Below are 22,208 nucleotides of genomic sequence, written 5' to 3'. Positions count from 1 at the left end.
CGCGGGGGTGCTGTTCATGATCCTCCAGGAACCTGGGCTGCTTCTGTCGCCAGCCATGCGTCCAGGGCCCTCTCCCGCCGTTCGAGAGCCACGGCTTCGCTGCCGATGATGGCACCGATGCTTTCGCCGCGCCCATGGCGCGCCAGCCATCGCATCGCCTGGTTGCCGCCGGCCAGCAGGTCGTGGAGGGGCGCCAGCCACCGGGCCAGCCCCAGTTCGGCCGCCAGCGGCGCCATCGCTTCGAGTTCGGCGGCGATCCAGGCGCGGGCCTCCAGGGTCTCGCCGGTGCGCCAGTGCACCAGCCGGGCCTGGAGGCTGGAGCGGGCCGCGGCCCGGTCGTTGGCATCGGCGATGGCCTCCAGCTCGGCGGCCCCGAAGCGGCCGGCGGCCAGGGGATCCTGGCCCGCGGGATCCTGCAGCAGCTGCTGCAGGCGCAGTTCGGTGAAGGCGGTGACCGCCAGCAGCAGCAGCGGGTCGTCGATCAGGTCGCAGATGCGGATCTCGAGGCGGTTGAGGCCATGGGGGCGGTCGTCGCCGTTGGGCCGCACCGACGTCCAGAGGTGGCGGACGTTGCGCATCGCCCCGGCGGCCAGCTGCTCCTCCATCCAGTCGATGTAGTGGCGGTGGTCCCGGAACAGGGGCACGAGGGGCGGCGTGATTGGGAACTGCAGCCAGCGCTGGGAGTGGGCCCCGGTGACCTCCCCGTCGAGGAACGGGGAGCTGGCGCTGAGGGCGAGCAGCAGGGAGGCTTCGCAGCGCAGCAGCCGCAGGCCCGCGAACAGGGCGTCCATCTCCGTCAGGCCCAGGTTGATGTGGACGCTGGCGGTCACCACCCAGGTGCCATAGGTGGCCTCGATGTAGCCGTGGTAGGGGTTCTCGGGGTCGGAGCGCTCGAAGCGGCGGCTGTTCCCCAGGCTCAGGGTGCTCCCGGGCAGCAGGGTCAGCTGGCGGGGCTGGAGCCAGCGGCGCAGGCGCCGGCGCGGTTCCAGCAGCAGCTCCAGCTGGGCGATGTAGGAGGCCTCGGGCGGGGTGACGTACTCGAGGTTGCGGTGGTCAGGCTCGGTCATGAACCCCGCCAGTGCGGCGGCCGCTTCGGCGGAGCAGCCCACCACCGTGCCGTCGGCCCGGCCGGTGTACATCTCCACTTCGAAGCCCTTCAGCAGCAGGGGGGCGCTCATGGCGTCACGCCGGCCGCGTCGGCGGTGGCGGGCTCCAGGCAGGCAAGAGCCTTGAGCATGCCGCGCGCCTTGTTGCGGGTCTCCTGGTACTCCGCCTCCGGCCGGGAGTCGGCGACGATCCCGGCACCGGCCTGAACCTGCACCCGCCAGCCGCCCTCGGGGTGGGGCAGCACCACCATGGTGCGGATCGTGATGGCGGTGTTGAGGGCACCGGCCAGATCCACCGCCCCGTAGACGCCCGAGTAGGGCCCGCGGGCCTCCGGTTCGAGGGCGTGGATCAGCTGCATGGCGCGGATCTTGGGGGCGCCGCTCACGGTGCCCGCCGGGAAGGAAGCCATCAGCAGGTCCCAGATGTCGTGATCCTCGGTCAGCAGCCCCTCCACCTCACTGACGATGTGCATCACGTGGGAGTACTTCTCGATCACCATCAGCTCGCTGACCTGCACCGTGCCGGCCCGGCAGACCCGGCCCAGGTCGTTGCGGCCCAGGTCGACCAGCATCACGTGCTCCGCCCGCTCCTTCGGATCGGCCAGCAGCTCCTCGGCCAGGGCCGCATCCTGGGCGTCATCGGCGCCCCGGGGCCGGGTGCCGGCGATGGGCCGCAGGGAGGCCTTCACCCCTTCGGCACAGGGCTCCGCCTTCACCATCACCTCGGGGCTGGAGCCGATCAGGTGCCAGTCGCCGAAGTTGAAGAACGCCATGTAGGGCGAGGGGTTGACCATCCGCAGGCTGCGGTAGAGATCGAAGGGGTCGTGGGTCACCCTGGTTTCGAACCGCTGGCTCAGCACCAGCTGGAACACGTCACCGGCGGCGATGTGCTCGGCCGCAGTCGCCACCGCGCCCTGGAACTCCGCCTGGTCCCGGTTGCTGCGGGTGGCCAGCTCGGCGCCGCTCGCTTCGTGCCAGGCCAGCGGCTTGACGTGCGCCGGCAACGGGGCGTGCATGCGGGCCTCAAGGGCTTCGATGCGGGCCGCCGCCCGGTCGTAGGCCTCGCCGGGATCGGCCCCCGACGAGAGATCCACGTAGGCCACCGCCGTGATCTGGCGTTTCACCTGGTCGAACACCAGCAGGCTGTCGGCCAGCATCCAGCAGCCGTCCGGCGGGGCCCCGTCCGGGGCGTCGTGGACCGGCACGCTGGGCTCGATCCAGCGGATCAGTTCGTAGCCCCAGAAGCCGAACAGCTGGGCCACCGTCGGCAGGCCCTCCACCGGTCCGGGGCGCAGGGGGGCGAGCGCCTCCCGCAGCAGGGAGAAGGGGTTGCCCTGGAGCTGTTCGCAGCGGCCATCGCGCCAGCGCCTCTCGCCCCGGTCGCCGCGGCAGGTGAGGGTCCAGAGCGGGTCGCTGACGACGAAGCTCCAGCGGCCCAGCTGCTCGCCCCCCTCCACCGACTCCAGCAGCACGCCATGGCTGCCGCCCGCCCCCACCTTCAGCCAGGTGGTCAGGGGGGTCTCCAGGTCGGCGGGCCAGCGCTTCCAGAGGGGCAGGAGATTGACGGCCAAGTCAGCACCTGCTTCCCCACCGGCGATGCGGGCGAGGAAGGCGCTGCGATCAGAACCGGGCATCACGGCGACAGGCAGGCAAAAAAAACGGGGCTCCCGGCCCCGCCGTTATAGGTGCTGGCCGGCCTGGCTCAGGCTTCGTGGGTGGCCTTGCCGCTGAACTTGAGGCTGGCGGGGTTGGGGTTGGCGCCGATGCTGCGGGGGGTGTGGCCCACCATGGGACGGCCTTCGTTGACCTTCTCGGGGAAGACGCCGTCCTTGGGGTGCAGGAATTCGGTGTCGCCGCCGGGGTAGATCCGGTAGATCTTGTAGTCCTCGATCCGGGGCTTGAACTTGGTGCGCAGCTGGGTGCCGAGGGCCAGGCACTGCTCCTTGCGGGCGAAGTACATGAGGTTGTCGCCTTCGTGCATCTCCGCGGCGCCGCCGGTGGGGAGCTCGAACGCCTGGGCCTTGGTGCTGCTCCAGGTGATGGCGTACTTCTCCTCGGTCTCCGCCGAGTTCAGCAGGCCACCGGTGCTGCCGATGGACTTCGGAAGTTGACCGTGGAGGGCCGTATCAGGCATGGCTCGCAGACCGTTTCAGGCGGAAACTAGCACCGTGTTTTTGGCCTTCCGGGCGCCCCCGGCGGACTCTTCACACCCGTCAACAAACCCGGCCGCGGCCACCTCAGCCGCTGCGCTCGGCGGTCGGGAAGAACACGGTCAGGTTGCTGCCGCCCCGTTCGGTGAGCCGCCCCCCCAGGCGGTGGAAGAGCCTCTGGGTGGCCTGGCGGCTGAGCTGCAGGCTGCCGGTCTCCGGGTTCCAGCTCAGCACCGGCCCCACCGGGGTGGGCACGGCGGCCGCCAGGGCGTCAACCTCGCGGCTTTCGGGGTCGTCGCTGCTGAGCTGGAGCTTCAGCCGCGACCCCGCCGGCAGAAGCCGCAGCCGCACTTCGCTGCCGCTGGGGAGGCTGCGGCTGAACCGGTCCATCAGGCCGCCGAGCATGGTCTCGAGCCGGCTGGGATCGCTCATCACCGGCGGCAGGTCGGCAGCAATTTCGAGCACCAGCCGCAGGTCGCGGCGGCCCAGCTGCCGCTGCCAGAGCTCCTCCAGCTGGACCAGCAGCCGGCTGAGGTCGGTGCGGGCCAGTTCGCTGTCGCTCAGGGGCTGGCCGCTGCCGGGCTGGCGCTGCAGTTCCGCCGCCAGGAAGATCAGGCCGAAGCGGTCGATCTGTTCGCTGCATTCCCCGTCGATCTGCTCCAGCCGCTGCCGCACCACCGCCGGCAGGTCGGTGCGGCGCAGCAGGGAGCGGATCAGGGTGCGGATCGTGGCCAGCGGGGTGCGCACCTCATGGGTGAGGGCCTCGAGCAGGGCCAGTTCGCTGCTCACGGCGTCACTTCTGCCGGCGTCGCTGCCCTCGCTGCGTTTTTCCCCATGCACCAGCGGCTGCAGGGTGACACTGGGGGCCATGGCGGCCAGGCGCTGGGCCAGCAGGGGCCAGAAGCGGCTGCCCAGATCGGGATCGTTGCTGAGCGGGCCCAGCAGCTGCAGGCGGCGGCGCAGCCCCAGGCCCGCGACCGGATCGTCCTGGGCCAGGCGGCGATCGAGCAGCTCCAGGGCCGCCGACAGGACCGGGGCGTCGAAGCGCGCCACCAGCCGGCGCTCCTGGGGGGGGCCGTCGAGGGCCAGGGCCACCTGCAGCACCGGGGTGATCAGCACCAGCAGCGGATCGGTGCCGTCCTCCTCCCGCAGACTCAGGCGCTGGAAACCCCCCGGCCGGCCGGCCGTTCCCCGGGGGGGCGTGCCGTGGGGGGGCGGCAGGGGCGCCATCCCCGGCAGCAGCGGCAGCCCCGGGGGCATGAGGTTGCCCACCTCGGCGGGGGTCCAGACCCAGCCGTCGAGCCACTCCAGCAGGGAGGGTTCGTAGAGGGCCGGCAGGGGGGCCGCCAGCCACACCCCCGGCTGGGGAGGAACGGCTCCGAGCAGATCCGCCTGCAGCGTGGCCAGGGCGGCCCACCACTGGCGCCGCACGCTGTCCTCGTCCCCCCGCCCGGCCGGGACACCGGCCGCCAGCAGGCGGCGCAGGTCCCCCAGGCTCACCACCATCGCCGCAGGCTGCGGCTGCGCCGGGCCACGGAGGCGCAGAGCCCGAGGCTGATGCAGTTGACGAGCATGGCCGAGCGTCCGTAGCTCAGGAAGGGCAGCGGAATGCCGGTGATGGGTCCCAGGCCGATGGTCATGTTGATGTTCACCACCACCTGAAACATCAGCATGGCGCCGATTCCCACAACCACGAGGGATTCGTAGTCGCTGGACGCCTGGCCGGCGATCTGCAGCAGGCGCCAGATCAGCACCACGAAGCCCACCACCACCAGCATCGAGCCGATGAAACCGGTTTCCTCCCCCAGGGCACTGAAGATGAAATCGGTGTGCTGCTCAGGGATGAAGCGCAGCTTGGTGAGGGAGCCGTTCATCAGGCCGGTGCCCCAGAGCTGGCCGGAGCCGATGCCGACGGTGCTCTGCAGCAGGTGGTAGCCGCCCCCGAGGGGATCCTGGGCCGGATCGAGGAACAGGGTGAGCCGGGCCCGCTGGTGCGGGCGCAGCCCGTGCTCCCAGAGCCAGGGCGTTCCCACGGCGAACAGCCCCTGGACGGCCAGCACCAGGGAAAGCCCCACCGCTTTCCAGGGCAGGGCCCGCCACGCCACCCAGCCCATCAGCGGGATCCAGCCCAGCAGCAGCCAGGGCATGGTGCCGGCCATGATCGCCGTGAACAGGGGCGAGAGCAGCAGCAGCAGCCAGGTGGCGGGCATGCCCGACCAGAACAGCATCACCAGCAGCACCGCCCCGAACACCAGCGAGGTGCCCAGATCCGGCTGCACGAAGACCAGCAGCCACGGCACGCTGATCATGGCCACCGGCCGCAGCAGATCGATCGGCCGCTCCACCGGGTACTTGGAGAGCACCCCCGCCAGCAGCAGGATCGCCGCCACCTTGGCGAACTCCGAGGGCTGCACATAGAAGCCCCCGATGTTGATCCAGCTCTGGGCCCCGAGGGCGCTGACCCCGATCACCCGCACCGCGATCAGGCTCGCCACCATCAGGATGTAGATCGGCCACTGGAAGCGGGCGATGCGCTCCAGGGGCACCCGGGCCAGCAGCAGCGCCACCACCAGGCCCACCGCTGCGGTGACCCAGTGCTGGTACCAGTCGGTGGTGGCCTGCTGGCGCTGGGTGCTGGCGATCAGGATCCCCGCCAGCAGCGTCAGGGCGATGGGGATGCCCCAGAGGAGGGGATCGAAGCCGGGGCCGCGCCGCTTGGCCCCCTTGGCGGCGAACCCACCGCGCCGGGGGCTGAGAACCGCCATCGCTTCAGGCGAGCGCCGGGCTGAGCGAGCAGCTGGCGCTCAGCCGCTCGGCCAGCTCGGTGAAGGCGCGGCCGCTGGCCGAGTCGGGTGCTGAGAGCACCACCGGCCGGCCCCGCTCCCCGCCCTCCAGCACGGGCATCTCCATGGGCAGCTGGGCCAGCAGGGGCACGCCCGCCTCCTCGGCCAGCCGCTGGCCGCCACCGCTGCCGAACAGGGGATAGCGGCGATCGGGCAGATCCGGGGGAATGAAGGCGGTCATGTTCTCCACCACCCCGAGCACCGGCACGCCCATCTGCAGGAACATCGCCAGGCCGCGGCGGGCGTCCTGCAGCGACACCAGCTGGGGGGTGGTGACGATCACCGCGCCCGCCATGGGCACCGCCTGGGCCAGGGTGAGCTGGGCGTCACCGGTGCCGGGGGGCAGATCCACCACCAGCACGTCCCGTTCGCCCCAGTTCACCTGATAGAGGAACTGGCGGATGATGCCGTTGAGCATCGGCCCTCGCCACACCACCGGCTGGTTCTCCTGGATCAGCAGACCCATCGACACCATGACGATGCCGCAGGTCTCGATCGGCTCCAGCACCTGGTCGTTGCCGCTGCCCGACACCTGGGGGCTGCGGTCGGCCACCCCGAGCATGGTGGGCGCATTGGGTCCGTAGATGTCGGCGTCGAGCAGGCCAACCCGCAGGCCGGAGGCGGCCAGGGCACAGGCCAGGTTCACGGCCACCGTGCTCTTGCCCACGCCCCCCTTGCCGCTGCTGACGGCGATCACCTGGCGCACGCCGGGGATCCCCTGCCGCTCCGGCAGCTGGGGCCCGCCGGGGCCGTGGCCGGCGGCACCGATCGGGCCGGAGGAGGGGGCGGCAGCGGGCTGGGCCAGTTCGATCTGAACGTCGTTGATCCCCTCCACCGCCAGCAGGGCACTGCGGGCCTCGGCGGCGATGCGCTCCCGCTGGCTGTTGGCGAAGCCGGGCAGAGCCAGCCGGAACACCGCCCGGCTGCCCTGCTGGCGCAGGTCGCTGATCCAGCCCAGCTCCAGCAGGCTGCGGCCACTGCCGGCGTCGCGGAGCGGCTGCAGGGCCTCGAGGAGCTTGTCGGCGCTGGCCATGCGGCGGCGGCAGAGTCGGGGTGGACGGCGATCCTAGGGGCGGCCCTTCGGGCCGGGCGGGGGCTCCTGCGGTGGCCCTGCGGCCCCTTCCCCAGCCCGTGACAGACGCTCTCGAACCCTTGTGGGACCCCCCGACGGGCTGAAAAGGTGTGCGGATGTTCCGCGTCCGCCGCGCTGCCGTTCCATGGAGATGCCACCTGCCGATTCCCGCAGCCGCGCCAAGGCCCTGCTGATGGGCCTGCAGGATTCGATCTGCGCGGGTCTTGCCAGCCTCGATGGCGGGGCCGACTTCGAGGAGCAGAGCTGGGAGCGGCCGGAGGGCGGCGGTGGCCGCTCCCGGGTGATGAAGGACGGCCGCGTCTTCGAGCAGGGCGGCGTCAACTTCTCCGAGGTGGAGGGCGAGCGGCTGCCCCCCTCGATCCTCTCCCAGCGCCCCGAGGCGGAGGGCCACCGCTGGTTCGCCACCGGCACCTCGATGGTGCTGCATCCCCGTAACCCCTACGTGCCCACCGTCCACCTCAACTACCGCTATTTCGAGGCGGGGCCGGTGTGGTGGTTCGGCGGCGGCGCCGACCTCACCCCCTACTACCCGTTCCTGGAGGACGCCCGCCACTTCCACCGCACCCTCAAGGGGGCCTGCGACGGGGTGGATCCGGCCTATTACTCGGTGTTCAAGCCCTGGTGCGACGAGTACTTCTTTCTGAAGCACCGGGGCGAGACCCGGGGCGTGGGCGGCATCTTCTACGACTACCAGGACCCCGGCGGGGTGCTCTACAAGGGGGGCGACCCCGAGGGGCCGGCGGCGGCGGCCAGCGCGGCCGTCGGACCGCTCCACCAGAACTGGGAGCAGCTGTTCGCCCTGGCCTCGGCCTGCGGCAACGCCTTCCTGCCGAGCTACGTGCCGATCGTGGAGCGCCGCCAGGAGATCCCCTGGGGCGAGGTGGAGCGCCAGTTCCAGCTCTACCGCCGCGGCCGCTACGTGGAGTTCAACCTGGTGTTCGACCGGGGCACCATCTTCGGCCTGCAGACCAACGGCCGCACCGAATCGATCCTGATGTCGCTGCCGCCCCTGGTGCGCTGGGAGTACGGCTACACGGCGGCAGCCGGCAGCCGCGAGGCCCTGCTGACCGAGCTGTTCACTCGTCCGCAGAACTGGCTTGAAGACCCTTCCCTGGAGGAGCGCTGCCGACCCCACCAGGCGGTGGGCTGAGGGGCATGGCGGTGGTCGGGCTGCGGCCCAGGCCCACCTCGAGGGCCGTCACGATCCGTTCGGCGATGGCCATCACGGTGTCGGTGCGGGTGGCCGGGTTGCGCAGCGAGCGCTCCAGTGGACCCTCCAGCTTGCCCACCTCCAGCAGGGCGATGCCGCGCCTGGGTCCCCCGAGGCCGCCGCGGAAGGCCATGGGGAAGCCGCCGAAGGCCGCGGCCAGGCTTTCGTCGAGGGAGCTGAAGGGGCGGTGCAGGGGTGGGATCAACCCGGATCCGATGCCGTCGGGGCCCCAGGCGTCGAAGTGGATCTCCAGGGCATAGCCGCCGCTGGCGGCGTGCTGCCGGCCCACGCTCCAGTTGGTGCTGGGGTGGTTGCCATCCGGGATCGTGCGGAAGGGGGGGCGGTAGGAGCTGATGCGCAGCCCCCGCTGCTGGCCCAGGGTCACCACGGCCTCCGCGACGACCATGTTCCAGTAGAGCTCGTCGCTGATGCCTGGGTACATCGGCGGCGCCCCGGCGGCCACCGCGGCGCCGCTGGTGCCGGCGCCGTTCATCCCCTGGGAATCGGCATGGCCGGCCAGCACCAGGATCGGGGTGTCCGGAGCGACGGGACGGGTGCCGATCCAGTCCCGGCCCAGGCGGCTGCGCGGACCGGTGATCGGATCGAAGCCGGCCAGCGCCGGCGCCTGGATCGGGCTGGCCGGCACGGACGCTTCGGCGGCGAGGGCCAGGGGCGCCAGGGGGCCGAGGCTGCCGATCAGCAGGGCCGGCCCCAGCAGCCAGGACGGGAGAAGGGAACCCATCGGCTCAGATCGGCGAGGACAGCAGGGAGCCGTCGCTGGCCAGCTGGAGCCCGGGGCCCAGTTCCCGCTCGATGGCGATCAGTTCGTCGCGGTGGGCGCGCAGGCGCAGGGTGCTGCCGCCGTCGCTGTCGCCGCTGATCAGGCGCAGCTCCAGGCTCTCGGGCCTGGCGGCCCGGCGGCGATAGATCACCCCGGCCAGCGGCCCCACCAGGGCCAGCAGCAGGGGCCACCAGCCGAGGGAGGGCAGCACCTGGCGCAGAACCAGGCCCAGGCAGGCGGCCCCGACGCTGCCCAGCAGCGAGAGCAGCAGGGCCAGGGCCAGGCTGGAGCGCACCTGGCCGCGGAAGCGCAGCAGCTGGCGCTCGGGATCGCCGGCCTCGGTCCGCCAGCCCCGGGCGGTGAGCCAGTCGGAGAGGCCCTCGAGCACCTGCACCGGGGGCTGGGGCGAGTGCACGTCCACCACCGTGGTGCGGTCCTTGCTGGCGGCCCTCAGAAAGAACACCAGGCCGATCGCCATCAGCAGGGTGAGCAGGAGGGTGGAACCCAGGGTGGGCATGGCGGCGCGGCCGGTCGGGCCCGCATTCTGGCCCGACCGGCCCGGTCGGCGGCCGCCGTGGGCGACGATGGCCGCCACCCCCCTGCTCCCCCATGGCCCAGACCCCCTCCAGCGGCAGTGCCAGCCCCGGTCCGCCGGCCCGTTTCGCCGTCTTTGACCACGACCTCGACGCCGCCTGGGGCGAGCTGTTCGGCCAGGCCCGGGCCCTGGCGATCGACACCGAGGCCATGGGGCTGGTCCATGGGCGTGACCGCCTCTGTCTGGTCCAGATCTGCGACGACGACGACAACGTCTGCTGCATTCGGGTCGCTCGGGGCCAGACGCAGGCGCCGCGGCTGAAGGCCCTCTGCGAGAACCCGGCCATCGAGAAGGTGTTCCACTTCGCCCGCTTCGATGTGGCGGCCTTGGCGGAGAACCTCGGCATCGCCGTGGACCCCGTCTTCTGCACCAAGGTGGCCAGCCGCCTGGCCCGCACCTACGCCCCGCGCCATGGCCTCAAGGACGTGGTCAACGAGCTGGTGGGGGTGGAGCTCGACAAGCAGGCCCAGAGTTCCGACTGGGGCCGGGTGGAGGAGCTCAGCGACACCCAGCTGGCCTATGCCGCCGGCGACGTGCGCTGGCTGCTGGCCGCCCGGGACCGGCTGGAGGTGATGCTGCGTCGCGAGGAGCGCTGGGAGCTGGCCCGCCGCTGCTTCGCCTGCGTGCCCGTCTTCTCCGCGCTCGACCGGCAGCGGTTCAACCAGGTGTTCGAGCACTGAGTCAGGGCGAGCCGGCTGGGCTCGCCTGCCGCGGCGCTCAGTCCTCGATCATGAACAGGTCGTCCTCCCCCACCGAGCGCAGCTGGCCGTCGAACAGCTGGCCCCGGTCGAGGCCACTGGCCCTGGTTTCCTCCAGCAGCCGCTCCGCCAGGGCCAGCTTGCCGGCCGTGTCCCGGAGCCCTTCCTTGGCGGCCAGGATCTCCACCCGCCGGCGGGCCGCCGCCAGGCTGATGCCCAGCGTTGTGGCCAGATGACCGCAGGCGGCGTTGAAGCTGCGGTCGGGGATGCCGGGCATCGGTGCGGGAGACAAGGGGGCAGTCGGCCCCATCATCCCCCTACCCCGGCAGCAGCCGCTCCCGGATCAGCGCCGCCAGCCGCTCGCTGCCGCCGGCCGGTCCCATCCGGCGCCGGCCGATGCGGCCCAGCCGGGCCCGCTCCGGGTCGTCCTCGAGAAGGGCAAGCAGCCGGGCCCGCAGCTCGGCTGGGCCATGGCAGGGCTGCACCGCTCCCCCCAGGAGCCGGCTCTGGCGGCGGGCGAAGCCGGCCTTGAACTGGGGCCCTGGCCCCGGCAGTGACAGGGCCGGCACCCCCAGCCCCACCAGCTGCTCGGTGGCGGTGCCGGCGGTGGCGAGCCCCAGCTCCGCCAGCGGCGCCCAGGCCCCGAACCGGCCCGGGCCCACCAACAGCTCCAGCGGGCCGCGCCGCCAGAGGGCCGCGGCCCCCGAGCCCTCCGGCGGCGGGCCGGGGATGAAGCCCGCCGCCGTCAGGGAGGCGGCCAGCTCGGCGGCGCCGGGACGGGAGCCGGTGGCCAGCAGCACGCTCATCGCTGGGCACCCTTCGACCGGCGGCAGGGCCTCCAGCAGGCCGCGCAGGTTGCCGAGGGCCTCGGGCAGGCGACTGCCGGGCAGCAGCAGCAGCCGGCGCCGCCCCTGCAGCCAGGCGGGCAGCGGCGGGGCGGGGGGGAAGCCATCCATCATCGGATTGCCCGGGGCGACGGCCGGCACCCCGTGGCGCCGCAGCCCCCGGGCGGTGAGGCGATCCCGCACCGCCACCAGCCGGCAGCGGCGGTGGCCCATCAGGGCCCATTCCCAGGGATCCCATTCGCTGCCCTTGGCCCGGTGGTAGCCATCGGCCAGGGGGGAGCGGCCCCAGCCGGCCGGAGCCGGTGAGGCCCAGGTGTGGTCGCTCTTCGGGGTGCCGAGGAAGCCGTAGGGGCCGCCGCCGGCCCAGGCCAGCAGCAGGGGCAGCAGGTCGCCCACCCCCAGGATCGGCAGGCCCTGCCGGCCCCAGCGCCGCACGATCCGCCACTGGCGCCAGCTCAGCAGCGGCAACCCGGCGGCCAGATCGCCCAGCAGTCCCCGCAGGCTCTGGTTGCTGAAGCCGCCGCTGGGCAGCGGCTGCCGCGGTCCGACCCGCCGCAGCTCCCCGGCCGCCTCGGCGCCGGCGTAGGCCTGGCCGACCCCCACCAGCGGCAGCACATCGACCTCCAGCCCGGGGGCCTGCCGCCTGAGGGCCTCGATCAGCCGCAGGGCGATCAGGTCCTCCCCATGGCCGTTGCTCAGAACCAGCAGACGGGGGGAGGACATGCCATGGCTGATACGATCCGCTGCGGGGAGTTTGCTCCCCGGCAGGCGGCATGGCCAAGTGGTAAGGCAGAGGATTGCAAATCCTTTATCCCCAGTTCGAATCTGGGTGCCGCCTCTGCAACAACCGGGGGTTCCCTGGCCGCTCCCCCCGCAGGGAAGGCTCCGGCACGGTGACCGCCCATCGGTGGCAGACTGCACCGGACATGCCGAATGAGGACTGCGGTGGCAGCCAATTCCCCGGAAGAGCCGGATCCGTTCGTGGCGCTTCTCAGCGAGGAATGTCTGGAGATGATTGAAAAGATCCAGGCCTATCGCGAAAGAATTCAGCTGCCTTCCACCCCCAGGGCCATTCTGGAGGATGCCATCATCGAGTACTACACCGCGCTCAAACGGGTCGGCAACTGGTGAAAGATTCGTGGTGGTCGGCCCACCGTTCTCCGACCCGACCACTGATCATTCACCCGTCGGATCTTCAGCGGGTCTGATCGTCCGGCCGGCCGGGGGGGCGTCGAGGTCCCCGCCCGAGCAGCAGTTCCGCCCGTTTCCTGTGCAGACTCATGGAGGATTCCGTGAGCACCACCCACTGGGCCAGGGTGGAGCAATGTTCCTCGAAGGGCGGAAGATCCAGGCGCAGCGGCCGCCACGCCCCCGCGTCGATTTCCTGATTGAGGTTCGACTGGGGCAGATCGTCGTTGGTGATGATCAGCCAGCGGTACTTGCTCTTGAAATGGTCGAGATAATCCCGCACCAGTTGGTTGGGAAGGTGCTGCAGCACATCCTTGACCAGGATCAGATCGGCGGGGGGGAGGCTGGCGAGGTCGTCGAACAGCTGGAAGTGAACCGTGTCGCTGGCGTGGCGTTCGCGGTTGGCGGCCACCACCGAATCGACGATGTCGACCCCCGTGTAGGTGATGTCCCCCCAGTGGATCAGGCGGGAGAACTGCCAGTCGCCACACCCGAAATCAACGACGCTGCCGATGTCGTTGAGCTGCAGAAAGCGCTGCAGGGTGGCGATGTATTCGCCGTTGAACTCCGGCCTGGACCCCTGTCCCGAGCCACCGCCCCAGGTGTCACGTTGGTAGATGCGGGTGAAGGCGTCTTTGGTCGACATGCCGGCGGGCGGATCGTCGGCACCCTAGCGGCGGCGTTCGGTCGTCCCGTCGTGACGGCTCAGGGAAGAACGCCCATGAGCAGCGAGATGATGGCGAAGCCCACGACGCCCACCAGGGCCAGCAGAGACGTGGATGGGGGCATGGCCATCTGCCGAACGGATCAATCATAAAGAGAATCTGAAGAGTGGGGTGCTGTCTGTGGCCTTCGTTGCCGATCGTCATCTCCGCCTCCCCCCTTTCTCTCCTGGCCATCCCGTCCCGTCTCCGGCCCGCTCAGGGGGCGGCGTCCACCCGCCACTGCCGACCATCCGGGCCGGTGGCCTCGCAGCGAAAGGCGCGGTCGTCGAGCAGGCACTGGCCGCTGGCCAGCTCGGCCCTGGTCAGCCCGAGGGCGGCCTCCCCGTCACCGTATCCCGCCTGCCCCACGGCGCTGACCCGCAGCCGCACCGGCCAGCGCGGCTCGCAGCGGCTCCGCTCACAGGCCATGGCGGCGGAACCTTCCGCCAGCACCCCGGCGAAGACCAGCTGGCGATCGAGAAAGGAGGTGTCGCCACCCGGCTCCAGGAACCGGACACTGAGCAGACCCTCCATCTGCTGGTCCAGCCGCAGCAGGCGGCAGCTGGCCGGGGTCGGCGTCGGGACCGCGCCGGAGGGGGTGATGACGCTGCAGCGGCGCAGGGGCCTTTCCCAGCGGCCGAAATCGTCGCCCGACAGCCCCTGGGCCCCCAGGGGTGCCGAGAGGATGCCCAGGGCCAGCAGCAGGCTCAGCCCCGCCAGGGCCGCCGGGCCCGGCGGGAGCGTCAATAGCCCGAATCGGCGACGCAGATGCCCTGGCAGCTGATCCCGTTGCCGGCGGTCCGGCCGCAGTGGTGGCAGAGCACCGGGTCGGCGGCGGGGCCAGGGGGGGTAGCCGCGGCGGCAGGCGCCGCGGCGATGGGCTGGATCGGGGCGGAGGCCGGCCCGACGCCCGGAGGGATGGTCATCGCGGGTCCCCGGTGGGAGAGTCGGGTCGATCATGGCAACGGACCGGGACGCGCGTGATCGCCATGGCCGACATCCTGCCCGCTCCACCGCCGTCAGTCGTCCCCGGGGTCGGGGTCGGCACCTGGGCCTGGGGCAACCAGATCCTCTGGGGCTACGACCCCTCCCAGGACGACACCCTGGCCGCCTGTTTCCGCCGTGCGGTGGACCTGGGTCTGACGTTCTTCGATACGGCCGATTCCTATGGCACCGGCCGTTATGGGGGGCGCAGCGAGTCGCTTCTGGGCGACTTCGTCGCCGCCCTGCCGCCAGCCCCGCGCCAGCGTCTGACCGTGGCCACCAAGCTGGCCCCGTTCCCCTGGCGCCTGGGCCGACGGGGGTTCGACGCGGCCTTCGAGGCGTCCCTGGGGCGGCTGAGGGGCCATCTGGACCGGGTGCAGCTGCACTGGAGCACGGCCCGCTATGCCCCCTGGCAGGAGGGCGCGCTGCTGGAGGGACTGGCGGATCTGGTGGCCCGGGGCCGGGTGGGCAGCCTGGGGGTCTCCAACCTGGGGCCGCGCCGCCTGCGCCGGGTGCACGACCAGCTGGCCCGGCGCGGCCTGCGTCTGGCCAGCCTGCAGGTGCAGCTGTCCCTGCTGGCCCCCGACGCCCTCGGGGCGCAGGGGGTGGCGCCCGTCTGCCGGGAGCTGGGCATCGAGCTGCTGGCCTACAGCCCCCTGGCCCTGGGGCTGCTGGCCCAGCCCCCCGGGGAGGCCCGGGCGGCGCGGCCGGCGGGACCCCGGGGCCTGCTGTTCCGAAGGCTGGGGCCCCGCATCCAGCCCCTGCTGCAGACCATGGAGCGGATCGCCCGCGCCCACGACGCCCCGATGGCGGCCGTGGCGATCAACTGGTGCCGGGCCCATGGCGCCCTGCCCCTGGTGGGGCTGCGCCGCCCCGATCAGGCGGAAGCGGCGGCGGCGGCCGCCGCCTGGTGCCTGGCGGAAGAGGAGCGGCAGGATCTGGACCGGGTGGCGCTGCGTGGCGAGGTGCGCATGCCGGCCAACCCCTTCCAGAGCGACTGAAGGCCTCAGGCGCTGAGGGCGTCGGCCGGGTCGGGACTCAACACCACCGGCAGGGCCGCCGGCCGCGGCTGGGGGGCCTCGGCCCGCTGAAGGAGCCGCACCACCTGGGGATCGGCCGTTTCGCCGCTGAGGGCGCCGTCCTCACCGGGACCGCAGGCGCTGAGGGCCTCCTGCAGCAGGGAGTCGAAGGTGGAGCCGGGCAGCCGATGGCGGGCCAGCTCAAGGAAGGCGCGGGCCAGGGATTCGCCCGCCGCCGCCCGCAGGGCCGGGTTGGAACGCCGCAGCTCCTGTTCCTGGGCGATCGAGTTGAGGAACCGCTGGGTGATGTCCCGCTTGGTGGTCGCCCGGATCCGGGTGTCCTGGTCGGACTCGCTCAGGAAGGTCTGGTCCTCCAGCTCCTGAAGGCGGCGGTTGAGGCTGTCGAAGACGTCCTGGGCCTCCTTATGGATATGGGTGAGCTGGCCGTCGGACAGGCGCGGCAGGTCGGCCACATAGACCTTGCCGTGGTCCCTCAGGGTCAGGAAGGTGGGGCGCTGGCCGCCCGAGCCTTCCCGCTGCACCGGCGCCCCGCCATCGCGCAGGCGGGGGCGGGGCTGCTGGGGGCGCTGGGGCGGAATCGGGCCGGCGGAACTGCGGCGGCGCGTGATGCGTCTGGACGTATCGAACATCGGGCAACGAACTCGTCGGAGCGGAAGGGGGCCTGGTCGTGTCGGCAAAGACGCTGATGACCTTAGGGAAAGCGGTGCATCCGGGCCGGTGTCGCCTCAGTGCGGCAATCCGGCCAGGGGGGGGTCCCCCGGGTCGCCCGCGGCGACGACACCCAGCTCCCAGGCCTGGTGGCCCGAGGAGCGGCAGAGGTCGAGGACGGCGGGCAGGGCCACCGGTGGCACCACCAGACAGAAGCCGACCCCGAGATTGAAGGTGTTCCAGAGGTCGGCCTCCGGCACCTCTCCCTTCTCCTGCAGCCAGCGGAACAGGGGCGGGCGCTCCCAGCTGCCGGGGTCCACCACGGCGTGGACCCCCGGCGGCAGGCAGCGGGGCAGGTTCTCCGGCAGGCCGCCGCCGGTGATGTGGGCCATGGCGTGCAGAGGCAGCCCGGAGCGACGCAGCTCCTTCACCAGGGCGGCATAGAGAAAGGTGGGGGTGAGCAGGGCGTCGATCAGCCCCTGGCCGGTGGCCGGCAGCGGCGTGCCGGCATCGACGGCTTCGGCCTCGAGGATGCGCCGCACCAGGCTGAAGCCATTGCTGTGGACGCCGCTGCTGGCCACGGCGACGATCCGGTCGCCGGCCCCCACCCGGGCACCGTCGATCCTGTCCTCCTCCTCCACCACCGCCACGCAGAACCCGGCCAGGTCGTAGCGGCCTTCGCCGTAGAAGCCCGGCATCTCCGCCGTCTCGCCCCCCAGCAGGGCACAGCCGCTCTGGCGGCAGCCATCGGCGATGCCCTCCACCACCTCGGCCATGGCTTCGGGGCCGAGCTTGCCGGTGGCGATGTAATCAAGGAAGAAGAGGGGCTCGGCGCCGCTGGTGATCACGTCGTTGACGCACATCGCCACCAGATCGATGCCCACCCCGTGGTGGGCCCCGTGGGCCTGGGCCAGTTCGAGCTTGGTGCCCACTCCGTCGGTTCCCGCCACCAGCAGCGGACGCTTCATCCCGGCCGGCAGCCGGCAGAGCCCGCCGAAGCCCCCCAGTCCGCCCAGCACCTCCGGCCGTCGGGTCGTCTCGACGCTGTCCCGGATCCGTTCCACAAAGGCGCGGCCGGCGACCACGTCCACGCCGGCAGAGCGATAGTCCATGGGGCAAGGGTCAGCGCTGCACCGATCCTGCATCGGCACGGGGCCGCGGGGGGCTGGGGAGGCGCCGGAGGGGCCCTGGACGTGGACGATCCCGCGATTGGCCCATGCTCCCATCGCCGGGGCTTATGGGAGCAATCAAATCCGCTGATGTTTCGGTAGCGCCGATGGGCCAGTCAGGCCAGTGGACGCCTGGAAGGGTGGCAAAGATGAAGAAAACTGATCGATCCAGGGGGCCTTCCGGGGTCCATTGGGGCCCTGCGGACTTCGGATAGTTTTCCGGGGTTGTCATTTCCTGTAAGGAATTCACCAGGCCAATTCGGTTCCGTTCACCACAGCCAACACCGCTTCTGGTTCCGGTTGTCGTCAGCGTCCGAATGCAGTCTCCGAAGACGTCCCTGTCCTCGTTTCCCTGCTCCGCCGGTGATTTCCGCCTGTCATGCGAGTCACTCAACTCCTGGGCACCGCCGCCCTCCTCTTCACCAGCAGCATCGCCCCGGCCCAGGCCGGCTCCCTTACTGCCACGCAGGCGCCAGGGAGTTCCGTTGCCATTCGCCCCGCCGACTTCCCCTCCGACTGGGAGCGCTTCGTCGACGAGATCCGCCCCGTTCCCACGGCCAGCAATCTGATCGCTTCCGCCGGTCGGGTCACCACCGGCCAGGCCAGCTGGTATGGCCCCGGCTTCTTCGGCAACCGCACCGCCAGTGGGGAGGTGCTTCGCCCCGGCACCCTCACCGCCGCCCACCGCACCCTCCCCTTCGGCACCATGGTGCGCGTCACCAACCTCTGGAACGGCCGTTCGGCCGTGGTGCGCATCAATGATCGCGGCCCCTTCCATGGCCGGCGGGTGATCGATCTGGCCCACGGTGCCGCCCAGGAGCTCGGCCTCACCGCCAGCGGCATCGCTGACGTGAAGCTGGAAGTCCTGCCCTGATCCCTCAAGCCGGCGCCAGCCCGCAGCTCTGAGTCCGGCCCATCCGCCAATCTGGCGGGTGGGCTTTTGCTTTGTGCCGGTGCGATTGCTGCAGACCCTGGCCGACCTGAGCGACTGGCGCCGCGGCCAGGCCGGGCGGCCGCTCCACTTCGTGCCCACCATGGGCAGCCTGCACGAGGGCCATCAGCAGCTGCTGCGGCGGGCGTCCGCGGCCGTCCCCGCGGGCCGGCCCGCGGTGCTGCTCAGCGTGTTCGTCAATCCGCTCCAGTTCGGGCCGTCCGAGGATTTCGCCCGCTATCCCCGCGATCTGGCCGCCGATGCGGCCCTCGGGGCCGCGGCGGGGGCCGATGCCCTCTTCGCCCCCTCCGTGGCGGAACTGTTCCCCGGCGGCGAGGCGGAGCTCACCGCCGTGGTCCCCCCGGCCGGCCTGCGCCGTTCCCTGTGCGGCCCCCGACGCCCCGGCCATTTCGAGGGGGTCGCCACCGTCGTCTGCCGCCTGCTGGCCCTGGTGCGGCCCGATCGCCTCCTGCTCGGGGAGAAGGACTGGCAGCAGCTCACGATCCTGCGCCGTGTCGTCAACGATCTGGCCCTTCCGGTGACGGTCCAGGGGTGCGCCACCGTGCGGGAGGCCGATGGACTCGCCTGCAGTTCCCGCCATCGCTACCTCAGCGCCGCGGAACGTGGCCAGGCGGCGGCCCTGCCGGCCGCCCTGCAGGCGGCGCTGACGCTCTGGCGCGGCGGTAGCGGCAGCGCCGAAGCGCTGACAGCGGCGGTGAGCGGGGCCCTGAAGGCGGCGGGGCTCGGTGTCGAGTATGTGCAGCTCGTCCATCCCCTTACCCTGGCTCCGGTGCCCGCCGCCACCGGGATCTCCCTGCTCGCCGCCGCCGCCCGCTGCGGCAGCACCCGCCTGATCGACCACATCTTTCTGATGAACCGTCCGCCGATCGTCGCCATCGATGGCCCCGCCGGGGCGGGCAAGAGCACGGTGACCCGGGCCTTCGCCCGCCGCCTGGGGCTTGTTTATCTGGATACGGGCGCCATGTACCGGGCCCTGACCTGGTGGGTGCTGCACCGGGGCGTGGACCCGGCCGACCCCACCGCGATCGCCCCCCTTCTCGACGACCTCGACCTGCGGCTGGAGACCGACGCCGCCGGGGAGCAGCGGGTGCGGGTCAACGGCCATGAGGTCAGTGCGGCGATCCGGGGGCCCGAGGTCACCGCCCAGGTCTCCACCGTGGCCGCCCACGCCTGCGTGCGGGCGGCCCTCACCCGCCAGCAGCAGGCCATGGGCCGGCGGGGCGGCCTGGTGGCGGAGGGCCGCGACATCGGCACCGCCGTCTTCCCGGAGGCCGAATGCAAGGTGTTCCTCACGGCCACGGTGGCGGAGCGGGCCCGCCGCCGGGCGGCGGATCTGGCCCAGCGCGGCTTCGACGTGCCGGCCCTGGCGGAACTGGAGGCCCAGATCGCCGAGCGGGATCACCGTGATTCCAGCCGCGCCGAGGCCCCCCTGCGCCAGGCGGACGATGCCGTGGAGCTGGTCACCGACGGCCTGGCCATCGACGCCGTGATCCAGCGCCTGGTCGACCTGTTCCGCGAGCGGGTGCCGGAGGACGCCTGGCGGGGCCCCTCCCCCCTGCACGATTCCGAGACCCCCTAGCGGCGGCTCCGGCCGGGGCCCTGGTCGGCCAAGAGGGCCTCCAGCAGGCCCCCGCAGGCGTCCTCCAGCAGGTCCAGCACCCGGTCGAAGCCCTCCTGGCCGCCGTAGTAGGGGTCGGGCACCTCCTCGACGCTATAACGGCGGCAGTAGCGGGTGAGCGGGCCGATGCGGGCCGCGGCCTCCCCAGACCCGGCGAGGCCGCGCACCGCCTCCAGGTTCTGCCGGTCCATCGTCAGCACGTGGTCGAAGCGGTTCAGGTCGTCGGCCGTGATCTGGCGGGCCCGGCTGGGCAGGACGATGCCCCGGCGGGCCGCGGCGCTGCGCATGCGGGCGTCGGCGGGGCGGCCCACGTGCCAGTCACCGGTGCCGGCGGAGTCCACCGTGAAGGCCTGCTCCAGCCCCTGGCGGGCGATCAGGTGCAGGAAGACCCCCTCGGCGGCCGGGGAGCGGCAGATGTTGCCGAGGCAGACGAACAGGATGGCGGTCGGATCAGGGGAGGTCATCGGCAGTCCAGTCGCTTCAGAGCCACACCGGCCCGCAGGCGCACCACCAGAGTCTCCTCCTGCTCCGGCTGCAGGAGCTGGCTGAGGCCCGCCACGGCCCGTTGGCGGTGGGGATGGGGCGGCGCAAGCGGCAGCGCCAGGCCCTCGAAGCCCACCGCTACGGCATAGCGCACGACCCATTCGCCGTCGCTGCGGCCCGCTTCGAGGGCCTCCAGGCAGCGCAGTCGGATCCCTTCCCGCTCCTGCTCGGCGAGGCTCTCCAGCCGCAGGGCCCCCAGGCCCCTGGCGGCGGCCCGGCGCACGCTGGGGCCGACGTCCGTGCCCAGGGCGTCCTCGAGCACCTCGAGGCCGCGAGGGTCGCCGATGCCCGCCAGGGCCCGGACGGCCCAGGCCCTGGCGCCGTAGTTGTGGGCATCCAGATTGGCCAGCAGGGGCCCGACAGCCGCCGGGCCGATCGCGATCAGGCCGTCCACGGCGGCGACGGCGGCACCGGGATTGTTGAACCCCAGCACCTGCACCAGCTGGGGCACGGTGGCCAGGGGGTCGTCGCAGTCGGTCAGCCGCCGGGTGGCCGCCACCAGCGCCTCGGCGCTGCCGGCCTGCTCGAAAGCCCGGATCCGATCGGCGGCGCGCTGGGAATGTCCGCTTCCGGCCGTCATCACAGCAGCGCGTCCATCGCCATCAGGAGGGCCTCATCATCGCTGTCCGCCTCGCCGCCGCTGGCACTGCTGCGGCCCTGTTCCACCAGCCCCCGCAGGGCGATCAGCTTGAGGCTGTTTTCGGCGAAGGTGCGTCGGATCGGCTCCAGGGCGGGTCGCCATCCCACCGCCCCCAGATCCATCAGGGCCGCGCGGCGCACCTGCAGCTGGGGATGCTGCAGCAGGCCGAGCAGCTCGTCGGCCCAGACCGTTTCGCCGGTGAGTTGCAGCAGGGCGCGGCAGGCGGCGCTGCGGACCAGGGGCCGCTCGTGGGCGGTGAAGGGGCGGATCACCGCCAGCACCTCCTCCCGGGCCTCCCCAATCGCCCCCAGGGCCTCCAGCATCGCTTCGCAGGGTTCCTGCAGCCGGGGGCTGTCGTCGCGGCAGGCCCCGGCGACGGCGGGGCCGCTGGCCAGCCGGCGGGTCAGCAGGGGCACCGCTGCCGTCGCCCGAAGCTCGCCGAGGGAGCGGGCCGCGGCCTCCCGCAGGCCGTCGTCGGCGTCGTCGAGCACGGCCAGCAGCTCAGGGATGGCCCGCGCATCGGCGATCTTGCCCAGGGCCCGGGCCGCGTTGCGGGCCACGGCGTTGTGCTCGACGCCGGCACCCGGATCCCGCGGCTGTCGCTGGGTGAGGGCAGCCAGCAGCAGGGGCACGGCCTCCGGGTGCCGGCTGCGCATGCGCCCCAGCCACCAGGCCGCGTAGTACTGACGGGACTGGTCGTCGGTCTGGCGAAGCTGCTCAAGCGCCTCGGCTTCGCTGATCGGTTCGCCGTCACCGGCCATGGTTCTGCGCAGGTGCGAGGGACTCGGGGAATGCTGCCATCCCCGGGGCCGGCGGGACTCCGGCCAGAAAAAAAGGTCCCCCGAAGGGGACCCGGAACAACGATGGCCGCGAGAGCTCAGACGAGAGCGCTGATGGCGTAATCGATGTAGTTGTTGGCGATGACGCCGGCATCGCCGGAGACGCCGTGGTTGGCCTTGATGTAGGTCAGGGCTTCGACGTACCAGGAGGGGGAGAGCTCGAAGGTGCGGTTGATCTCGTCGAGACCGGCCACGAGGTACTCATCCATGGGGCCGGTGCCACCGGCGACCAGGCAGTAGGTGACCATGCGGAGGTAGTAGCCGATGTCACGGGCACACTTGGCCTTGCCGCGGGCGTCGGAGGCGTAGTTGCTCCCCTGCATCTGGGTGGTGTAGGGGAACTTGTTGTAGACGGCCTGGGCGGCGCCGTTCACCAGGGAGTCGGCGTTGGCGGTGAGGGCCTTGGCAGCTTCCAGGGCGTTCTTGGCGCGCTCGAAGCGGCCGAAGGCGGCGTTGAGCTCGGTGTTGGAGAGGAAGCGGCCCTGGGAATCAGCGGCAGCGACGGCCTCGGTGAGGGGAGTCTTCATTTGAAGGTGGTTAGAGAGAAGGTGAACCGGAAGAT

General features: G+C 72.0%; 25 protein-coding genes and 1 tRNA gene. 7 read left to right on the top strand and 19 right to left on the bottom strand.

Annotated features, from left to right (window positions below; genetic code table 11):
- Positions 1-14: 14 nt before the first annotated feature.
- From gshA to KBZ08_RS08245, 6 genes are all read right to left on the bottom strand, one after another.
- On the bottom strand, positions 15-1,178 hold the full coding sequence (gene gshA / locus KBZ08_RS08270) for a glutamate--cysteine ligase (protein ID WP_254972381.1): 1,164 nt from the start codon (positions 1,176-1,178) through the stop codon (positions 15-17).
- Positions 1,175-2,740, bottom strand: coding sequence for an anthranilate synthase component I family protein (locus tag KBZ08_RS08265; RefSeq protein WP_106221879.1), 1,566 nt, complete (start codon positions 2,738-2,740; stop codon positions 1,175-1,177). Before KBZ08_RS08265 ends, gshA begins: the two co-directional genes overlap by 4 nt.
- Before the next feature lie 68 nt (positions 2,741-2,808).
- Entirely contained in the window at positions 2,809-3,240 is a 432-nt protein-coding gene (locus KBZ08_RS08260; protein ID WP_015109263.1) for a photosystem I reaction center subunit II PsaD, read from the bottom strand.
- Between the two features lie 103 nt (positions 3,241-3,343).
- Positions 3,344-4,762 carry a sensor histidine kinase KdpD gene (locus KBZ08_RS08255; protein ID WP_254972380.1) on the bottom strand — a complete coding sequence of 473 codons (1,419 nt, stop codon included), beginning with the start codon at positions 4,760-4,762 and terminating at the stop codon, positions 3,344-3,346.
- Positions 4,753-6,021, bottom strand: a complete 1,269-nt coding sequence (gene rodA / locus KBZ08_RS08250) for a rod shape-determining protein RodA (RefSeq protein WP_106221883.1) — start codon at positions 6,019-6,021, stop codon at positions 4,753-4,755. The genes KBZ08_RS08255 and rodA overlap by 10 nt, the downstream gene beginning before the upstream one ends.
- A 4-nt stretch (positions 6,022-6,025) precedes the next feature.
- Entirely contained in the window at positions 6,026-7,132 is a 1,107-nt protein-coding gene (locus KBZ08_RS08245) for an Mrp/NBP35 family ATP-binding protein (RefSeq protein ID WP_254972379.1), read from the bottom strand.
- Between the two features lie 184 nt (positions 7,133-7,316).
- Between KBZ08_RS08245 and hemF the strand changes: the two genes are divergently transcribed.
- On the top strand, positions 7,317-8,342 hold the full coding sequence (gene hemF / locus KBZ08_RS08240; RefSeq protein ID WP_106221886.1) for an oxygen-dependent coproporphyrinogen oxidase: 1,026 nt from the start codon (positions 7,317-7,319) through the stop codon (positions 8,340-8,342).
- Here hemF and KBZ08_RS08235 read toward each other — a convergent pair.
- Both KBZ08_RS08235 and KBZ08_RS08230 read right to left on the bottom strand, forming a co-directional pair.
- Positions 8,269-9,144 carry a dehydrogenase gene (locus KBZ08_RS08235; RefSeq protein ID WP_254972378.1) on the bottom strand — a complete coding sequence of 292 codons (876 nt, stop codon included), beginning with the start codon at positions 9,142-9,144 and terminating at the stop codon, positions 8,269-8,271. The genes hemF and KBZ08_RS08235 overlap by 74 nt on opposite strands.
- A 4-nt stretch (positions 9,145-9,148) precedes the next feature.
- On the bottom strand, positions 9,149-9,700 hold the full coding sequence (locus KBZ08_RS08230; protein WP_106222001.1) for a cofactor assembly of complex C subunit B: 552 nt from the start codon (positions 9,698-9,700) through the stop codon (positions 9,149-9,151).
- 92 nt (positions 9,701-9,792) lie between these two features.
- Here KBZ08_RS08230 and KBZ08_RS08225 point away from each other — a divergent pair, with 92 nt between their 5' ends.
- On the top strand, positions 9,793-10,458 hold the full coding sequence (locus KBZ08_RS08225) for a ribonuclease D (RefSeq protein ID WP_106221890.1): 666 nt from the start codon (positions 9,793-9,795) through the stop codon (positions 10,456-10,458).
- A gap of 37 nt (positions 10,459-10,495) precedes the next feature.
- Here the strand turns inward: KBZ08_RS08225 and KBZ08_RS08220 are convergent, their stop codons facing one another.
- A complete protein-coding gene (locus KBZ08_RS08220; protein ID WP_106221892.1) occupies positions 10,496-10,753 on the bottom strand; it encodes a hypothetical protein in 258 nt (85 codons plus the stop codon).
- Positions 10,754-10,793: 40 nt separating this feature from the next.
- On the bottom strand, positions 10,794-12,044 hold the full coding sequence (locus KBZ08_RS08215) for a lipid-A-disaccharide synthase-related protein (RefSeq protein WP_254972377.1): 1,251 nt from the start codon (positions 12,042-12,044) through the stop codon (positions 10,794-10,796).
- A gap of 44 nt (positions 12,045-12,088) precedes the next feature.
- On the opposite strand from KBZ08_RS08215, the gene KBZ08_RS08210 reads away from it, so the two are divergent.
- Positions 12,089-12,159 (top strand) — tRNA-Cys (locus KBZ08_RS08210).
- Positions 12,160-12,266: 107 nt separating this feature from the next.
- Positions 12,267-12,452, top strand: coding sequence for a hypothetical protein (locus tag KBZ08_RS08205; RefSeq protein ID WP_146134626.1), 186 nt, complete (start codon positions 12,267-12,269; stop codon positions 12,450-12,452).
- Between the two features lie 64 nt (positions 12,453-12,516).
- Here the strand turns inward: KBZ08_RS08205 and KBZ08_RS08200 are convergent, their stop codons facing one another.
- The 3 genes from KBZ08_RS08200 to KBZ08_RS08190 form a co-directional block, all read right to left on the bottom strand.
- Positions 12,517-13,155, bottom strand: coding sequence for a trans-aconitate 2-methyltransferase (locus KBZ08_RS08200; protein WP_254972376.1), 639 nt, complete (start codon positions 13,153-13,155; stop codon positions 12,517-12,519).
- 274 nt (positions 13,156-13,429) lie between these two features.
- Positions 13,430-13,960 (bottom strand): hypothetical protein, encoded by a 531-nt coding sequence (locus KBZ08_RS08195; protein WP_254972375.1) that lies wholly within the window; start codon positions 13,958-13,960, stop codon positions 13,430-13,432.
- Positions 13,957-14,139, bottom strand: coding sequence for a hypothetical protein (locus tag KBZ08_RS08190; protein ID WP_254972374.1), 183 nt, complete (start codon positions 14,137-14,139; stop codon positions 13,957-13,959). Before KBZ08_RS08190 ends, KBZ08_RS08195 begins: the two co-directional genes overlap by 4 nt.
- A 63-nt stretch (positions 14,140-14,202) precedes the next feature.
- Between KBZ08_RS08190 and KBZ08_RS08185 the strand changes: the two genes are divergently transcribed.
- Positions 14,203-15,198: an aldo/keto reductase gene (locus KBZ08_RS08185; protein WP_254972373.1), complete on the top strand. Its 996-nt coding sequence runs from the start codon at positions 14,203-14,205 to the stop codon at positions 15,196-15,198.
- A gap of 5 nt (positions 15,199-15,203) precedes the next feature.
- On the opposite strand, the gene KBZ08_RS08180 is transcribed toward KBZ08_RS08185, so the two are convergent.
- The gene (locus KBZ08_RS08180; protein ID WP_254972372.1) at positions 15,204-15,866 is read right to left on the bottom strand and encodes a hypothetical protein; all 663 of its coding nucleotides are present in this window, start codon (positions 15,864-15,866) and stop codon (positions 15,204-15,206) included.
- A 96-nt stretch (positions 15,867-15,962) separates the two neighbouring features.
- A complete protein-coding gene (gene purM, locus KBZ08_RS08175; protein WP_254972371.1) occupies positions 15,963-16,997 on the bottom strand; it encodes a phosphoribosylformylglycinamidine cyclo-ligase in 1,035 nt (344 codons plus the stop codon).
- Between the two features lie 436 nt (positions 16,998-17,433).
- Here purM and KBZ08_RS08170 point away from each other — a divergent pair, with 436 nt between their 5' ends.
- Both KBZ08_RS08170 and KBZ08_RS08165 read left to right on the top strand, forming a co-directional pair.
- Positions 17,434-17,928, top strand: coding sequence for a septal ring lytic transglycosylase RlpA family protein (locus KBZ08_RS08170; RefSeq protein WP_159820169.1), 495 nt, complete (start codon positions 17,434-17,436; stop codon positions 17,926-17,928).
- 79 nt (positions 17,929-18,007) lie between these two features.
- Positions 18,008-19,585, top strand: coding sequence for a bifunctional pantoate--beta-alanine ligase/(d)CMP kinase (locus tag KBZ08_RS08165; RefSeq protein ID WP_254972370.1), 1,578 nt, complete (start codon positions 18,008-18,010; stop codon positions 19,583-19,585).
- Here the strand turns inward: KBZ08_RS08165 and KBZ08_RS08160 are convergent.
- The 4 genes from KBZ08_RS08160 to cpcA form a co-directional block, all read right to left on the bottom strand.
- Complete coding sequence (locus KBZ08_RS08160) at positions 19,582-20,088, bottom strand: low molecular weight protein-tyrosine-phosphatase (protein ID WP_254972369.1); 507 nt, start codon at positions 20,086-20,088, stop codon at positions 19,582-19,584. The genes KBZ08_RS08165 and KBZ08_RS08160 overlap by 4 nt on opposite strands.
- Positions 20,085-20,747, bottom strand: coding sequence for a HEAT repeat domain-containing protein (locus tag KBZ08_RS08155; RefSeq protein ID WP_106221914.1), 663 nt, complete (start codon positions 20,745-20,747; stop codon positions 20,085-20,087). The genes KBZ08_RS08160 and KBZ08_RS08155 overlap by 4 nt, the downstream gene beginning before the upstream one ends.
- A complete protein-coding gene (locus tag KBZ08_RS08150) occupies positions 20,747-21,568 on the bottom strand; it encodes a HEAT repeat domain-containing protein (RefSeq protein WP_254972368.1) in 822 nt (273 codons plus the stop codon). The genes KBZ08_RS08155 and KBZ08_RS08150 overlap by 1 nt, the downstream gene beginning before the upstream one ends.
- 116 nt (positions 21,569-21,684) lie before the next feature.
- Positions 21,685-22,173, bottom strand: a complete 489-nt coding sequence (gene cpcA / locus KBZ08_RS08145) for a phycocyanin subunit alpha (protein WP_015109240.1) — start codon at positions 22,171-22,173, stop codon at positions 21,685-21,687.
- Positions 22,174-22,208 lie beyond the last annotated feature (35 nt).

It is taken from the genome of Cyanobium sp. Candia 9D4, from assembly GCF_024346155.1.
GTDB lineage: Bacteria > Cyanobacteriota > Cyanobacteriia > PCC-6307 > Cyanobiaceae > Cyanobium > Cyanobium minutissimum.
The sequence above is the reverse complement of the archived record's forward strand: the minus strand, read 5'-3'. Positions and strand labels throughout refer to the sequence as shown.

Coding starts and splice junctions, on each gene's coding strand:
- cpcA (WP_015109240.1), bottom strand. CDS start 22,173: ATGAAGACTCCCCTCACCGAGGCCGTCGCTGCCGCTGATTCCCAGGGC.
- KBZ08_RS08220 (WP_106221892.1), bottom strand. CDS start 10,753: ATGCCCGGCATCCCCGACCGCAGCTTCAACGCCGCCTGCGGTCATCTG.
- purM (WP_254972371.1), bottom strand. CDS start 16,997: ATGGACTATCGCTCTGCCGGCGTGGACGTGGTCGCCGGCCGCGCCTTT.
- hemF (WP_106221886.1), top strand. CDS start 7,317: ATGGAGATGCCACCTGCCGATTCCCGCAGCCGCGCCAAGGCCCTGCTG.
- KBZ08_RS08235 (WP_254972378.1), bottom strand. CDS start 9,144: ATGGGTTCCCTTCTCCCGTCCTGGCTGCTGGGGCCGGCCCTGCTGATC.
- KBZ08_RS08230 (WP_106222001.1), bottom strand. CDS start 9,700: ATGCCCACCCTGGGTTCCACCCTCCTGCTCACCCTGCTGATGGCGATC.
- KBZ08_RS08190 (WP_254972374.1), bottom strand. CDS start 14,139: ATGACCATCCCTCCGGGCGTCGGGCCGGCCTCCGCCCCGATCCAGCCC.
- rodA (WP_106221883.1), bottom strand. CDS start 6,021: ATGGCGGTTCTCAGCCCCCGGCGCGGTGGGTTCGCCGCCAAGGGGGCC.
- KBZ08_RS08170 (WP_159820169.1), top strand. CDS start 17,434: ATGCGAGTCACTCAACTCCTGGGCACCGCCGCCCTCCTCTTCACCAGC.
- KBZ08_RS08255 (WP_254972380.1), bottom strand. CDS start 4,762: ATGGTGGTGAGCCTGGGGGACCTGCGCCGCCTGCTGGCGGCCGGTGTC.
- KBZ08_RS08225 (WP_106221890.1), top strand. CDS start 9,793: ATGGCCCAGACCCCCTCCAGCGGCAGTGCCAGCCCCGGTCCGCCGGCC.
- KBZ08_RS08245 (WP_254972379.1), bottom strand. CDS start 7,132: ATGGCCAGCGCCGACAAGCTCCTCGAGGCCCTGCAGCCGCTCCGCGAC.
- gshA (WP_254972381.1), bottom strand. CDS start 1,178: ATGAGCGCCCCCCTGCTGCTGAAGGGCTTCGAAGTGGAGATGTACACC.
- KBZ08_RS08200 (WP_254972376.1), bottom strand. CDS start 13,155: ATGTCGACCAAAGACGCCTTCACCCGCATCTACCAACGTGACACCTGG.
- KBZ08_RS08150 (WP_254972368.1), bottom strand. CDS start 21,568: ATGGCCGGTGACGGCGAACCGATCAGCGAAGCCGAGGCGCTTGAGCAG.
- KBZ08_RS08180 (WP_254972372.1), bottom strand. CDS start 15,866: ATGTTCGATACGTCCAGACGCATCACGCGCCGCCGCAGTTCCGCCGGC.
- KBZ08_RS08160 (WP_254972369.1), bottom strand. CDS start 20,088: ATGACCTCCCCTGATCCGACCGCCATCCTGTTCGTCTGCCTCGGCAAC.
- KBZ08_RS08265 (WP_106221879.1), bottom strand. CDS start 2,740: ATGCCCGGTTCTGATCGCAGCGCCTTCCTCGCCCGCATCGCCGGTGGG.
- KBZ08_RS08155 (WP_106221914.1), bottom strand. CDS start 20,747: ATGACGGCCGGAAGCGGACATTCCCAGCGCGCCGCCGATCGGATCCGG.
- KBZ08_RS08185 (WP_254972373.1), top strand. CDS start 14,203: ATGGCCGACATCCTGCCCGCTCCACCGCCGTCAGTCGTCCCCGGGGTC.
- KBZ08_RS08215 (WP_254972377.1), bottom strand. CDS start 12,044: ATGTCCTCCCCCCGTCTGCTGGTTCTGAGCAACGGCCATGGGGAGGAC.
- KBZ08_RS08260 (WP_015109263.1), bottom strand. CDS start 3,240: ATGCCTGATACGGCCCTCCACGGTCAACTTCCGAAGTCCATCGGCAGC.